Annotated in this window: 13 protein-coding genes; 9 read left to right on the top strand and 4 right to left on the bottom strand. The window is 65.1% G+C overall.

From position 1 onward, the window contains the following. Nucleotides 1–95: 95 nt before the first annotated feature. Together rpmF and AC1VNM_RS27055 are read right to left on the bottom strand one after the other, a co-directional pair. On the bottom strand, nucleotides 96–281 hold the full coding sequence (gene rpmF, locus AC1VNM_RS27060; protein WP_067065736.1) for a 50S ribosomal protein L32: 186 nt from the start codon (nucleotides 279–281) through the stop codon (nucleotides 96–98). 263 nt (nucleotides 282–544) lie between these two features. Then, entirely contained in the window at nucleotides 545–1,108 is a 564-nt protein-coding gene (locus AC1VNM_RS27055; RefSeq protein WP_483108964.1) for a YceD family protein, read from the bottom strand. Nucleotides 1,109–1,158: 50 nt separating this feature from the next. On the opposite strand from AC1VNM_RS27055, the gene AC1VNM_RS27050 reads away from it, so the two are divergent. Both AC1VNM_RS27050 and AC1VNM_RS27045 read left to right on the top strand, forming a co-directional pair. Continuing rightward, the gene (locus AC1VNM_RS27050; protein ID WP_483108963.1) at nucleotides 1,159–1,770 is read left to right on the top strand and encodes a Maf family nucleotide pyrophosphatase; all 612 of its coding nucleotides are present in this window, start codon (nucleotides 1,159–1,161) and stop codon (nucleotides 1,768–1,770) included. Nucleotides 1,771–1,806: 36 nt separating this feature from the next. After that, nucleotides 1,807–2,598: an SAM-dependent methyltransferase gene (locus tag AC1VNM_RS27045; RefSeq protein WP_483108962.1), complete on the top strand. Its 792-nt coding sequence runs from the start codon at nucleotides 1,807–1,809 to the stop codon at nucleotides 2,596–2,598. A gap of 42 nt (nucleotides 2,599–2,640) precedes the next feature. Here AC1VNM_RS27045 and AC1VNM_RS27040 read toward each other — a convergent pair whose 3' ends face one another. After that, nucleotides 2,641–4,209, bottom strand: a complete 1,569-nt coding sequence (locus AC1VNM_RS27040) for a DEAD/DEAH box helicase (protein ID WP_483108961.1) — start codon at nucleotides 4,207–4,209, stop codon at nucleotides 2,641–2,643. Nucleotides 4,210–4,283: 74 nt separating this feature from the next. Beyond that, nucleotides 4,284–5,408: an MraY family glycosyltransferase gene (locus AC1VNM_RS27035; RefSeq protein WP_483108960.1), complete on the bottom strand. Its 1,125-nt coding sequence runs from the start codon at nucleotides 5,406–5,408 to the stop codon at nucleotides 4,284–4,286. A gap of 181 nt (nucleotides 5,409–5,589) precedes the next feature. Here AC1VNM_RS27035 and AC1VNM_RS27030 point away from each other — a divergent pair, with 181 nt between their 5' ends. The 7 genes from AC1VNM_RS27030 to AC1VNM_RS27000 are packed head-to-tail and all read left to right on the top strand — an operon-like array spanning nucleotide 5,590 to nucleotide 13,933. Next, a complete protein-coding gene (locus AC1VNM_RS27030) occupies nucleotides 5,590–7,608 on the top strand; it encodes an SLBB domain-containing protein (RefSeq protein ID WP_483108959.1) in 2,019 nt (672 codons plus the stop codon). After that, nucleotides 7,545–8,732: a GumC domain-containing protein gene (locus AC1VNM_RS27025; protein WP_483108958.1), complete on the top strand. Its 1,188-nt coding sequence runs from the start codon at nucleotides 7,545–7,547 to the stop codon at nucleotides 8,730–8,732. Before AC1VNM_RS27030 ends, AC1VNM_RS27025 begins: the two co-directional genes overlap by 64 nt. A 43-nt stretch (nucleotides 8,733–8,775) precedes the next feature. Then, nucleotides 8,776–9,792, top strand: coding sequence for a hypothetical protein (locus AC1VNM_RS27020; RefSeq protein ID WP_483108957.1), 1,017 nt, complete (start codon nucleotides 8,776–8,778; stop codon nucleotides 9,790–9,792). Between the two features lies 1 nt (nucleotide 9,793). Next, nucleotides 9,794–10,864, top strand: a complete 1,071-nt coding sequence (locus AC1VNM_RS27015; RefSeq protein WP_483108956.1) for a rhamnosyltransferase WsaF family glycosyltransferase — start codon at nucleotides 9,794–9,796, stop codon at nucleotides 10,862–10,864. Continuing rightward, on the top strand, nucleotides 10,861–11,958 hold the full coding sequence (locus tag AC1VNM_RS27010; protein WP_483108955.1) for a hypothetical protein: 1,098 nt from the start codon (nucleotides 10,861–10,863) through the stop codon (nucleotides 11,956–11,958). The genes AC1VNM_RS27015 and AC1VNM_RS27010 overlap by 4 nt, the downstream gene beginning before the upstream one ends. Nucleotides 11,959–11,969: 11 nt before the next feature. Then, nucleotides 11,970–12,812: a glycosyltransferase family protein gene (locus AC1VNM_RS27005; RefSeq protein ID WP_483108954.1), complete on the top strand. Its 843-nt coding sequence runs from the start codon at nucleotides 11,970–11,972 to the stop codon at nucleotides 12,810–12,812. Beyond that, entirely contained in the window at nucleotides 12,809–13,933 is a 1,125-nt protein-coding gene (locus AC1VNM_RS27000) for an NAD-dependent epimerase/dehydratase family protein (protein ID WP_483108953.1), read from the top strand. Before AC1VNM_RS27005 ends, AC1VNM_RS27000 begins: the two co-directional genes overlap by 4 nt. Nucleotides 13,934–13,960 lie beyond the last annotated feature (27 nt).

Here is a 13,960-nt window from a genome sequence, read left to right as displayed (position 1 = left end):
AAGCCCGGCAACGCGTGATGCGGAACCGGGCTTGTCTTGTTTGTGCGACCAGGCGGAGGCCTGCGGGAGCCCTCCGGACCGGCTGATCGAATCGATCAGGCGGCGTCGGCCTTGGTCTTCAGCACCTTGCGGCCACGATAGAAGCCGTTGGGGCTGATGTGGTGACGCAGATGCACTTCACCGGTGGTCGGCTCGATCGCGGTGCCCGGGGTGACCAGGGCGTTGTGCGAGCGGTGCATGCCACGCTTCGACGGGGACTTCTTGTTTTGCTGAACGGCCATGATGGATTCTCCTAAAGGCTTCGGCTGGCTGGTGATTCGAGGTTGCTCGGGCTCTCGAGAGAACTCGAGCTGTGCCGCGGATCCGACGAGGATGCTCCCCGACGAGGACGCTCCGCTACCGACGCCTCGGTCCCGGTGCCGCGCACCCACGTTGATTCACATGGACGCACTTCTATCCGGGAAAGCCGGAAACTATAGCACAGCACCCGATGAGCTCGCAATTCCGGCGTACCGAAATGCTTCGCAGGGGCGCCGCCCAGGCCTCAAGCCTTGCCGCCGGAGCCCTTCTTCAAGGCCGCCAGCGCCGCGAACGGATTCGGCCGCTCCTCCGCCGGCACCTCGTCTTCCTCGACATTCGCGTGCGGCAGCGGCTCCGGGCACACGTCGTGGCGCGGCACGACCGGCAAGGTCAGCAGCAGCTCGTCCTCGATCAGTTCGCGCAGGTCCAGGTGGCGCGGCAGGGCCAGGACGTCGTCGTCCGAGTCCATGTCCATTTCCGCCGCCATGTCCTCGTCCTTGACGAAGCGGAACCAGCGCGACACCGCCAGATCTTCGCGCACCGGCTGAAGGCAGCGCTGGCAGGTCACCGCGACCTGCGCCTCGGCGGTCAGCTCCAGCCACGCCTGCGGCTCGCCGCCTTTGGGTGTGCGCAACTCGCCATGGGTGGACCAGGACACGGGCGGCCATTGGGCCGGATCGGACTCGGGCGCGGCAGCTTCTGCCAGGCGCGTCAGGCTGGTCGCGGGCCACTCGCCCTCCAGCGTGCCGCCCTCGCGGGCAAAGACTCCGACATCGAGCTTCAATGGATCGAACGAACGCGGTTTCATGGGGCGCAAGTGTACGAGCGGCCTCCGCCCCGATGGGACAATCCCGGCCCATGACCGCCGCCTCCCCGCCCGCTCGCCCGCTCGTCCTGGGCTCGACCTCCCGCTACCGGCGCGACTTGCTGGAGCGCCTGCGGCTGCCGTTCGAGACGGCAGCGCCCGACGTCGACGAGACCCCGCAACCAGGCGAAACGCCGGAGGCCCTCGCGCGCCGCCTGGCCATGGCCAAGGCCCGGGCGGTGGCGGCGCGTTTCCCGCAGGCGCTGGTGATCGGCTCGGATCAGGTCGCCGACCTGGACGGACAACCGATCGGCAAGCCGGGCACGCACGAGCGCGCCGTCGAACAGCTGCGCGCGATGCGTGGCCGCACCGTCGTGTTCCAGACGGCGCTGGCCGTGGTCTGTGAGGCGACGGGCTTTGTCGCGGAGGACCTCGCGCCAGTGCGCGTCCGCTTCCGCAACCTGAGCGATGCCGACATCGAGCGCTACCTCCGCGCCGAACAACCGTACGACTGCGCCGGCAGCGCCAAGGCCGAAGGCCTGGGCATCGCGCTGCTCGATGCGATCGACTCCGACGACCCGACCGCGCTGATCGGCTTGCCTCTGATCCGCACCGCCGCACTGCTGCGTCGGGGCGGGCTGGACGTGCTGAGCCTGCTGCCCTGAACCCGTTTCCTTGAATCAGCCTTTCAGAGAACAACAATGACCCGCGGCCGCCTCTTCCTCGTTCCCAACACCCTCGACTTCGGCATGAACGGCCAGGAGGTCGACCTGCGCGAGGTCCTTCCGGACGCGGTGCTCGTACGCGCCGCCTCGATCACGCACTGGGCCGCCGAGAACGCCAAGACCACGCGCGCCTTCCTGAAGCGTGTCGGTGCGATCCATCCGCTGGCGTTGCCGCTGCAGGAGCAGCACATCGAGGAATTGCCGCGCCCGCCCAAGGGCCGCGGCCCCGCAGCAGGCGCCGCGACGAGCTCGTCCAGCGAGGAGAAACTCTGGCTGGCGCTGCTGGAACCGGCGATGGCCGGTCACGACATCGGCCTGATCTCCGAGGCGGGCATGCCTGCCGTGGCGGATCCGGGCGCGAAGCTGGTCGCAGCAGCCCACGCAGCGAAGGTGCAGGTCGTGCCGCTGACCGGACCGAGCTCGCTGCTGATGGCGCTCGCCGCCAGCGGACTGAACGGCCAGAGCTTCGCCTTCGTCGGTTATCTCCCGCTGGACGCGGCCGAACGCACGGCGCGCATCAAGGCGCTGGACAGCTTCTCGGCGCGCGAGCAGCAGACGCAGCTGATGATCGAGACGCCGTATCGCAACGGCGCGCTGCTGCAGGCGCTGCTGGCGGCGCTGAAGCCGGGCTCGCTGCTGTCGGTCAGTTGCGGGCTGAGCCTGAAGGACGCATGGACGCACACGGCCACGGTGGAGCAATGGCGTCAGGCGCCGAAGGCGCTGCCGGAAAAGGTACCGGCGGTGTTCGCGATCCTCGGCATGCGCTGATCAGAGCTCGCTGATCAGGGCATACCGATCAGAACACGCCGATCAGGATTCGCTGTCGGCCGTGACCGGCGGCCGCTTGGCGCCGAACAGCGCCGCGACCTTCTTCTTCGGCTTGATGTTGGCCGACAGGCCGCCGCGCGGCGCGTTCGCCGGGCCCTTTTCCCAGGCCGGCACATCGCCTCCCTGCGTGGCCTCGTAAGGCTTGTCGAACAGCGGGTCGTACGCCTGGCGCGGCGCACGCGCCGGTGCGTGCGCGTGCGAGCCATGCGATCCGTAGGCCTCGTCTCGCCGATCTTCGCGCTCTCGGCGGAAGTCGCGACGCTCCCCACTGCCCTCGCCTTGCGAGCTTCGTTCCGTCCGCTCGCCTTGCGGCGGGCGTTCGGTGCGCTCGGCGCGCGGGGCACGGTCACCACGCTCGCCGCGATCACCGTCGAAGCGACGGCGTTCGCCCTCGAGTTCGATCGGCTCCAGATCCAGCTTGCGCTTGATGAGCTTCTCGATCTCACCGACCAGGCGCGCATCGCCCTTGGTCACCAGCGTGAAGGCCAGGCCCGATGCGCCCGCGCGGCCGGTACGACCGATGCGATGCACGTAGTCCTCGGCATTGAACGGGACGTCGAAGTTGAAGACAGCCGGCAGGTCGGCGATGTCCAGGCCGCGGGCGGCCACATCGGTTGCGACCAGCAGGTCCACTTCGCCGCGCTTGAACGCGTCCAGCGACTTCAGGCGCTCGTCCTGCGACTTGTCACCGTGCAGGGCAGCGGTCCTCAGGCCGTCGCGCTCGAAGGAGCGCGCCAGGCGTGCCGCGCCGAGCTTGGAGTTCACGAACACGATCGCCTGCCGGATCTCGCGCTGGCGCAGCAACTGCTTGACGGCGGCACGCTTGTCGTCGTCGTCGACGCTGAAGAAGCGCTGCTCGACGGTCGAGGCTGTCGCGTTCGGGCGGGCAACCTCCACCAGCTCCGGATCCTGCAGGTAGCTCTGCGCCAGCCGCTTGATCTCGGGCGAGAACGTCGCCGAGAACAGCAGCGTCTGACGCGCCTTGGGCAGGTAGCTCAGGATGCGTTGCAGATCGGGCAGGAAGCCGATGTCCAGCATCCGGTCGGCCTCGTCGAGCACCACGTACTCGACGTGGTTCAGCACGGCGTTCTTGGCCTCGATGTGGTCGAGCAGGCGGCCCGGCGTGGCGATCAGGACCTCGACGCCGCCTTTCAGCTGCAGCGTCTGGGGCTTCATGTCGATGCCGCCGAAGACGCAGGCCACGCGCAGTTGCGTGTGCTTGGCGTAGGCCTTGACGTTGTTGGCGACCTGGTCGGCGAGTTCGCGGGTCGGGGCCAGCACCAGCGCGCGCACCGGGTGGCGGGCGGGCGACATCGAGGCGTTCTCGTGCTTGAGCATGCGCTGCAGCAGCGGGATCGAGAACGCGGCGGTCTTGCCGGTGCCGGTCTGCGCGGCGCCCATCACATCGCGGCCGGCGAGGACGATCGGGATCGCCTTGGCCTGGATGGGCGTCATCGTCGCGTAGCCCTGATCGGACACGGCGCGCAACAGCTTGGGGTCCAGCGGCAGCGTGTCGAAAAGAGGGTTTGGCGTCGGGGTGGTTTCTGTCATAAGCGGCGGATTATCCTCCAAGCCCTTGAAAGCCCCGGGAAACCACCGATCCGCGCATGCGGACCGGCGAGGGATCACTGCGTGGAGCGATCAGTGAGCTTGCGCTGGTCGCCGCGGAACACCATCCACTTCGGCGTCCGGAATCGCACGATGCGCCAGTACAGCGCGACGTACGCCACCCCGAACAGCACCATGCACGCGGCGATCATCGGCGTCGAGTCCCAGAACAGCAGCGCCGGCGCCAGCGACGAGAGGCACAGCGTCCAGAGATAGGGCGCCGTCATCGAATTGCGGCGCGTCATCAGGCGCGCGTCGCGTGCGCCAATCGCCCAACGCATCAGGCGGCGGTAGATCAGCGAGTGCAGATGGATGCCGTCCGGATCGCCCGGGCTGGTGTTGCGCAGGAAGCGGCGGCGATAGATGGAGAAGACCGTCTCGAACACCGGATAGATGCACACCATCAGCGCGAACAGCGGCGACACCTGCGGGTGGCGGTGGATCAGCAGGATGGCGATCTCCGCCAGATAGAAGCCCATGAAATACGCGCCGCCGTCGCCCAGGAAGATCAGGCCGGCGGGGTAGTTCCAGACGAAGAAGCCGAGGATGGCGCCGACGCCCGCGAGCGCCCAGAGCGCGAGTTCGGTGTCGCCGACCTGGTAGGCCACGTAGGCGAGGGTCAGCAGCATCAGGCTGACGCACATCGAGGACAGGCCGTTGAAGCCGTCGATGATGTTGACCGAGTTGGCCACGCCGGCGACGACGAAGATGGTGATGACCACCGCGCCGACGGTGGTCCCGACAATGAAGTCGAGGCCGGGGATGTCGGTGCGCGAGATCATGGCCTGGAGCAGCCAGCAACCCAGGCCGGCGGAGATCGCGGTGGCGATCAGGCGCTCGCGCGGGGAGACCTTCTTGGTGAAGTCCTCGATGAGGCCGGCGGCGAAGGCGGGCAGGCCGCAGAGCAGGAGCAGCAGCCCGGTCTTGGCTTGCGGGTGCTTGAGGAAATAGGCGAGCGCGACCATGCCGCACAGGCCTATGAAGATCCCGACACCACCGATGCGCGGCACAGGGCGGGCATGGAATTTCTGCGGGCCGGACAGGTCGTGGTCCGCGGACAGGTGGCCGTGCACCGTCGACGAGTGCACCACATAGAGCGTGATCGCCGCAGCCAGCGCAAACGGGATGAGCAAATACAACATGGGCGGCAGTGTAACGACGGGCTTCCGCGCGGGGGCGGTTTTGGCGCCACAGTGCTGCCATAGAATGCGCCGCTGGTCGCTCCGACGCCCTGATCATCAGGCACGCCGCGGGCGGCCAAGTTCATCTGAGACGAGATCACGCATGGAACTTCGCGCCCAACGCGCCCTTTCGCCGGCATCGATGACTCGCGCCCGCCCGTTCGCCATCAGGCCCGTGCTGGCGGCCCTGGCGGCCTGCCTGATGGCGGCGCCGGCCTTCGCGCAGATGGCGACGAACTACGGTCAGACCACCTCGGACCAGGGCTCCGAACTGTCCGGCCCCGTCCGCCTGAATGCGACGAACCGCAACGCGCAGGATGCCGTCCAGCAGCAGCAACAGCAGCAGGGCTTGGGGCAGGCCTCGCAGAGCCGGTCGCCCAAGTATGTGCCGGGCGAATTCGAGATCTACGTCAACAAGCTGCTGGGCATCGATCTGACCGATCCGCTGACGCTCGAGCAGCTGCGTCGCTCCGACGTCGGTCTGGCGGAAGTCGGCACCGTGACCCAGTCACAGATGAGCGGCATCGGCAAGACCTCGACGATCTCGGCCGACAACGTCGTGCGCCGACTCGGCGCCGACCTGATGCTCGACGACCGCTCGCGCGGACAGGGCCAGCCCCCCGAGGTCGACGGACCGCGCCAGGCGCCGTCGGACTACCTGATCGGCATCGGCGACGAGATCCAGGTCACCGCCTGGGGCTCGGTGGATGCCGATCTGCGCCTGACGGTGGACCGCGCCGGCCGCGTGACCATCCCCCGCGTGGGCCCCGTGCTGGTCGCCGGCGTGCGCTACGGCGACCTGAACGAGGTCGTCCGCGCCCGCTTCGGGCAGGTGTTCAAGAACTTCCAGGTCAGCACGTCGCTGGGCAAGCTGCGCACGATCCGCATCTACGTCACCGGTTTCACCGGGAAGCCCGGCGCGTACACGGTCAGCAGCCTGGCCACGATCGTCAACGGCCTGATCCGCGCCGGCGGTCCGTCGGCGGCCGGCAGCTTCCGCCAGATCGAGCTGCGCCGCAACGGCCAGGTCGTCGCGGCCTTCGATGCCTACGACCTGCTGCTCAAGGGCGACAAGGCCAGCGACCGCGCGCTGCAGGCCGAGGACGTGATCCACATCGGACCGATCGGCCCGCAGGTGGCCGTGCTGGGCAGCGTGAACAAGCAGTCGATCGTCGAGCTCAAGCCGGGCGAGACCGTGGACGACGTGCTGGCGATGGCCGGGGGCTTCAGCGCCGTGGCCGACCGCTCGCGCGTGTCGATCGAACAGTTGAGCGACCGCAACGACCGCCGCGTGCGGGAGTTGCAATTCCCCGCCCAGTTGAAGACCGCGGCCGCCAATGGCGACGTCCTCCGCGTCTTCAGCAGCGTCAATACGGCGCTGCCGCTGGGCAAGCAGTTCAAGCGCGTGACGGTGGAGGGCGAGGTCGCACGCCCCGGCGAGTACGTGATGCCGCCGACGAGCACGCTGCAGGACGCCATCGCGGCGGCCGGCGGCCTGACGTCGCAGGCCTACGTGTTCGGCACGGACTTCTCGCGTGAGAGCGTCCGTCAGTCGCAGCAGGAAAACTACGACCGGGCCCTGCGCGACCTGGAGACGGAGTTCACCAAGAACAGCAGCACGCAGCGCGCGACGACGGCCGACGAGGCCGCCGGCAACGCCCAGCGTGCCGCCGGCACCGAGCGCCTCGTGGCCCGTCTGCGCGCCGTGCGCCCGACCGGGCGGGTGGTCCTGCAGCTCGAGTCCGATGCGCGCTCGCTGCCATCCCTGACCGTCGAGGATGGTGACCGCCTGCTGATCCCGTCCAAGCCCACGACCGTGGGCGTGTTCGGCAGCGTGTTCAACGCGGGCAGCTTCCTGCTCCAGAACGACGCCTCCGTCGACGACGTGATGAAGCTGGCCGGCGGCCCGACCCGCGGCGCGGACGCCAGCGGTGCCTTCGTGATCCGCGCCAACGGCACGGTCGTCAGCGCGCGCCAGTCGAGCAGCGGCTGGCTGGGCTTCGGCTCCAACCTCGCCGGACTGCCGGCGCTGCCGGGCGACACGGTCTTCGTGCCCGAACAGATGAACAAGTCGACGTTCATCCAGGACGCGAAGGATTGGACGCAGATCCTGGCCAACTTCGGTCTGGGTGCTGCGGCATTGAAGACCATCCGCAACTGATGCCCTCCTCCTTGAACAACTCTCAGACCATGGACCGTGCGGACACAGTGGCCGAGGCAGAGGCGCCGAGCTTGCTCGAGTTCATCAAGTTTCTCGCACCGCGCTGGAAGCAACTGGCCGGCGCCGCGCTCGGCGGCGCGGTGCTGGCTTATGGCGCGACCTTCCTCGTGAAGCCGGTCTTCACCGCCCGCGCCAGTTTCATCAGTCCGCAGCAGCAGCAGAATTCAGCGATGGCCGCGTTGGCGTCGCTGGGCTCCATCGGCTCGCTGGCGGGGGCCGCCACCGGCATCAAGAGTCCGGCGGATCAATACGTCGCGCTCATGCAGAGCCAGACCGTCAGCGATCGCATCATCAAGCGCTTCGGCCTGATGGAGATCTACGACGAGAAGTTCCAGGTCGATGCTCGCCGGGAGCTTGACCGCAATGTGCGGATCACGGCTGGAAAGAAGGACAACCTGATCGTTGTCGAAGTGGACGACATCCTGCCTTCCCGGGCGGCGGAGATGGCCAACGTCTACATCGAAGAGCTGCGCGAGCTCAACAACACCCTGGCGTTAACCGAGGCCAAGCAGCGCCGCATCTTTTTCGAGCAACAGCTCGACGGCACCCGCACAGCGCTGACCAAGGCGCAAACCCAGTTGCAGGACACCGGGTTCCGGGCTGCGAACCTGCGAAGCGAACCCAAGGCCGCTGCCGAGACCTATGCCCGGACCAAAGCCGAATTGACCGCCAATGAGGTCAAGCTGTCGGCGCTGCGCCGCTCGCGCACGGAGGCCTCGCCGGAAGTGCAGCAGCTGTCTGCGGTGATTGACGGCCTGCGCCGCGAGTTGGCACGCATCGAAGTCCCCGAGAACAAGACCGGCGACCAGGACTACACGACGGCCTATCGCGAGTACAAGTACCAGGAGTCCTTGTTCGAGATCTACGCGAAGCAGTACGAGCTGTCGCGCATGGACGAGGCACGCGACGGGACCCTGATCCAGGTCGTGGACGCCGCAACGCCGCCTGAGAAGAAGAGCCGCCCCAAGCGACTCCAACTGGCGATTGCCGGCTTCATCGCCGGACTGCTCGTTGCCGTGGCCGCGCTCTGCGTGACCGCGCTGCGCCGCCGGTCGCGCGCCTGAACGCAGCTTTCCGGGCCTGATTGCGTCGAATGCTGGAGTGGACATGAAGGCCCGGATCGCCTATCAGGCGCTGCTCTTCTTCAACTCGACGCTGCTTTATTCGTTTGCGGTGCGGAGCACGGGGTCGCGGGACCTCCTGTTCTTCTCCGCGTTCATCGCGGCGCTCTCGCTGACAGCCAATCTGGCGGTTCAGTTGTCTGATTCCCAGTTCCGCAGCGGCATCTGGGGTTTGAAGATCGCTTCCATCGCGTTGTTGACCTGGGTGTGCCTGCGGACGGGAATTGCGCCGCCGGCGATGGCGCTGGCGCTCGGCATCGCGGCCATCCTGGTGACGCATCGCGATGCCTTGGCGGGGGCTCCCACCCAGCTGTCGATGGTGGCGGCCGGCGGACCGATTCTGGCGACCGCTGTCTGGACCGTACTGGCATGGGGCAATTGGCTTGCGATCGATGACGGCGCCATTCTTCTGCTGCTAATCCTGCCGTACCTTCTGACGGCGCTCGCGAACCGACGGCGCACACCGGACGCCCGCCCTGCCGGCGTCGAAGGTGAACGCCTGCACGCGTGGACGCTGATCGTGTCACAGCTGCTGCCCACAGCCTCCTCCTTCGTCATGCTCACGATGGTGTCGTACGAGAAGGACGCGGGCGCCGTCGCCAACTTCGTGATGATGGAGCGGGCGATCGCCATCGGCGGGAGCCTGGTGTACTTCTATGCGCGGGTGAAAGGCACGGTCCGGCCGCTGGCCTGCATCGTTGCGGGTGGCTTTCTTCTCACCATGGCAACGGTCTCCGCAGCCGCAGTGTTCGAAGTGGCTGGGCCATTTATCGCCCTTGCCTATCTCGCGTCCGGATGCCTGCTGTCGTACGGGACCATCTCGCTGGGAGCCCGCCATGCCAAAGGGATCCTCGCCATCAACGGCACCGCCTTGGTCGCCGTCGCGATTGCATCGTCCCGCTTCCCTTCTCTGCATCCTGTTGACGTGCTGGCGGTCTACATCTGCCCGCAACTGCTTCTGATGTCTGGGCTCGTCGTCTTCGCTTCCCGTAATCATGCTTAACTTGCTCAAGAACCTTTACGTCGCTGCGGATTACAAGCGCAGTGCGGCAAGCCTGAATCACACCTTGCGCATTGGCGGTCCCGCAACGGCAGGCTCGATGGTCGTGCTGGTCTATCGCCTGGAACCGCGCTCCGGCGGTCTTCGCAATGTGGCGCGCATCGTGAACGCTCTTGCCAGCTACCTCGGCAAATCGATCCAGCTCTACATCCAGAATCCGGAAAAGACGGATGCAGCGCTGACCCAGGAGTACGGATTCAAGGGCCCCATCGCCCCCTCCTTGCCAACGGGGGCGGACCTCTATGTGACGACGAGCTTCATCTTCAGCCTCAGCCTTCCCGACCTTCTGGCGAAGTTTCCGGCCCGTTGGAATCACATCATCCAGGACTACGACGAGTTGTTCTTCCCGATCTCGAGCCGGTATTACCATGCTGCGAAGGTCAAGGTCGGCCCCGAAGCCTTCATCGCCTCCGGCAAATGGATGAAGCTTCCGGGCAAGACGGCCTACTTGCCTTTCCCTGTCGATCCGGCGATCTACCATGCCCGCGCGGAATCGGTCGTCGAGCGTGACATCGATGTTCTGTTCTTCCACAAGCCCGAGTTGCCACGCCGCTGCGCACTCGTCTGCGATCAACTGGCCGAGACACTTCTGAAGGCCCGGCCGGATCTCCGGATCGCCTTTTATGGCTCCACTCTGTCGAAACGGCTGACGAAGACTCGCGTCCAGCACCTGGGCGCCCTTCCGTCGCTGGAGGCTCTGGGGAACGTATACCGGCGATCGCGCATCGGCGTATCGTTCAATCTGACGAACCCCTCGTTGATCCCCTTCGAACATATGGCCAGCGGGTGTATGCCCGTGTCGCCCTACGTTGAATCTCCGCCAGAATTCCACCTGCCCGGCATCCACGTCGACGGCACCCTGAATCAACTGAGCGAATACATCCTGGCGCGACTCCAGGACAAGGACCTCGAGCAGCAGGCACTGTCCCTCTGCGAGAGCTATTTGACCCAAGGTTATCTGTGCCGCAAGGAAGACTTCGATCGCGCCGTCGTTGAGGCCATCGAGACCCTGTGAACCTGACCGTCCCGTTTCGGCTGATTGCAGGAAGCCTGTGCTTCCTCTATCTCATCCTCCCGCTGGCTTTCGTCACCAGTGTTCGGGAGGTGCTGGCGCTCGCCCCGGTTGCCCCGTCCGATTTCGCGCTGGGCGCTATGTACTCGGTTTGTACCTTCCTGATCGTCCTGCTGGTTCCTCGTGACATCGTCATCCGCAGCGACGCACTGAGGCTTGACCGAGGCTTCGCCCAGGTGATCGCATGGCTGACGATCCTGCTCTCCACATACTTCTTCGCCAATGCGCTGCGTGGCCTCGAAACCTTGATCTACTTCGACAAGGTCGCGGCACACGCGGCATACGAGGAGCTCAACGCCGAATACGGCTTGCGCCTGAAGTACAACATCCTGCTTTGCCTGTTCTTGGTCGCAAGCCTCAAAGCCGGCATGCGGGGATGGGGGGTCCTTTTCTTCGTCGCCCCTATCCTGTTTGAAGTGGTTTTCTCGAAGCACAACTACGCCACTCACCTGCTGACCTATCTATTCATCCTGACCTGGAACTCGCGCGTATCCCGCAAAGCGATCCTGATCGCCTTTGCCGCAATGGTCGGGACCCTGCTGGCGCTCCGTTTCACCTTCTACTCCGACTTCCAGAACGATCCCGTGCAGTCGATCGCCGCGATGCTCGGCGAGTTCACGATCTCCTGGCAGAGCATTCCTTCCGCGCTGGGCTACACGGGCAGCACCTACACGGGACCGACGGAGTGGTACTCGGACGTCATTAGCAACGCTGCCGGTCTGGAGATCGGGCTGGCGGGAAATCCCGTTGCCGAGGCGATCTTCTATTTCGGGGACTGGGCTGGCCTGGGTGTGATCGGTGGAGCGCTCGCGTTCGTGCTGCTGGCAAGGGCGTCCGCCAGGAACTTCGCCGCTGGCATCGCTTTGCTGGTGGTTACGTATTACATGCGGGATTGTTTCCGCACAGGTTGGAGTCTCGGACTGTCAGTCTTCGTCAAATCGTTCGTCATCTTCTCATTCATTACCCTGGGCTTGATGGCGATTCATTTCATCGGATCGCGTCTTCCGAGGCACGCATCCCCTCAACATCACGGTTGATCTTTCGCTCCATGGACAAGGTTCTTTCAATCGTCTGCGCGTACTTTCCAAACGACGAGCGGCTCTCCTCATTGGTCTCCTCGCTCCTGGAGGCCGGGGACGTCGTGGTGGTGAACAATGGCGGCACGATCAAGCTCGATGTGCCGTCAGGCCCATACCAGGCCTCTGTCATCGATTCCGGTCGCAATCTGGGCACGCTCGCTTCATACAACCTGGTGATCGCTCAGAAGCAGACGTACAGCCACTTCTGGCTCTGGAATCAGGACAGCGAGATCACGCCTGAGAATGTGAGAGCGTTCGTTTCCAAAGCCGGGCAATGCTTCTCGAACGACGCGACAACCGTGTGCGTCACGGTATACGACAAGAAGAACTTCGTTTCGCCGCTGAACCACCAGTTGATTCTTGCGAAGGAATCCACGTCGATCCTGTCACGCGAACGTATCCAGAAGCTCCTGCCCGACTGGTTCGACGAAAAGCTCTTCATGGATTACGGAGACTGGGACTTTTCGTACCGTCTTTTCAAGACCGGCGGGCGTGTCAGCCAAATCGAGGGCGTCCACATTGGCCATCAGTTGGGCGAGCCCGAACAGACCGTATTTGGCGCCATGAACCGATCCTCCCCCATGCGGCTGCACATGCAGGGGATCAACACCGCCTACCTGATCCGCAAACACGGTGCCTTCAACTTTCCGAATGCGCTGCTGATGGCGCGCTTCTTCTTCCTCCCGTTCAAGAATTTCTTGTTCAAGGGTTCGATCAAGAGAAACAAGCAATTTCTTTCGGGCGTGATGTCCGGCATCAAGGGCGGGCTCAGCTCGACGTACGCAAACAATCTGAACAGGGGGATGAAATGAATATTCTGATCACCGGTGGCGCCGGTTTCATCGGACTGAAGCTCGCGGACGCGCTGGTCCGCGCGGGCGATTCGATCTTGGTGCTGGACAACCTGTCACCGCAGATCCATGGCGAGAACGCTGATTGGCCAGTGCTGCTCAAGAACCTCTCCAACACGACCCTCGTCCGCGGCGACGTCAACGACGAGGCCCTCATCAGGAGCCTGGTCGCGCAGTCCGACGCAATCGTCCATCTTGCCGCCGAGACTGGCACTGGCCAGTCCATGTACGAGATCAACAAGTACTCGCACATCAACGTGTCGGGCTCCGCACTGCTGCTGGAGGTCGCCTCCCAACATCGGCATCGTCTCAAGAAGTTCGTGTTCGCCTCGAGCCGTTCCGTCTACGGCGAAGGCTCTTACTCCGCCGCCGACGGCACACTTCACTTCCCGCCTCCGCGGTCGCCACGCGATCTTGGCGCGAAGCAATGGGACCACCGAGCTGCGGATGGCTCCGCGCTGCACGCGATCGGCACGGCCGAGCAACACGCCATCTCGCCCGCGTCGATCTACGCCGCGACCAAGTATTCGACCGAACTCTATTGCCGCATCGTCGCCGATGGGTATGGCATGGCCATCGATGCGCTGCGTTTCCAGAACGTGTATGGCGAAGGCCAGTCGCTGAAAAACCCCTACACCGGCATCCTCTCGATCTTCTCGAACCTCTTCCGCCAGAACAAGGAGATCAATGTCTTCGAGGACGGCGAGGAATCCCGCGACTTCATCCATGTGTCCGATGTCGTGCGCGCCATCGAGATCTCGCTGCGCGGAGAGTCCGCCGGTTATCGCGTGTTCAACGTGGGGACCGGGAAGCCAACGTCCGTGATGGCCATTGCGAGCAAACTCCGATCCATCCTCAAGAGCGACTCGGCGTTGCGCATCTCCGGTGATTTCCGGGTTGGAGACATTCGTCATTGCTTCGCGGACACCTCGGCGGCGAAGGCGCAGCTGAACTTCGAAGCGTCCATCGACATCGATGAAGGGCTTGGCCGATTCGCCGCCTGGGTCTGCACGCAACCCATCGTGACGGCCGATCCGGCCCGCGCCATGGCGGAGCTCAAAGAGAAAGGGCTGGCGAGCTGATCGCCATTGCCGTCGTCCAACCTCGTA

It is taken from the genome of Mitsuaria sp. MSU3D, from assembly GCF_056867975.1.
Note: the sequence above shows the minus strand (reverse complement) of the source record. Positions and strands in the feature narration are given on the sequence as shown.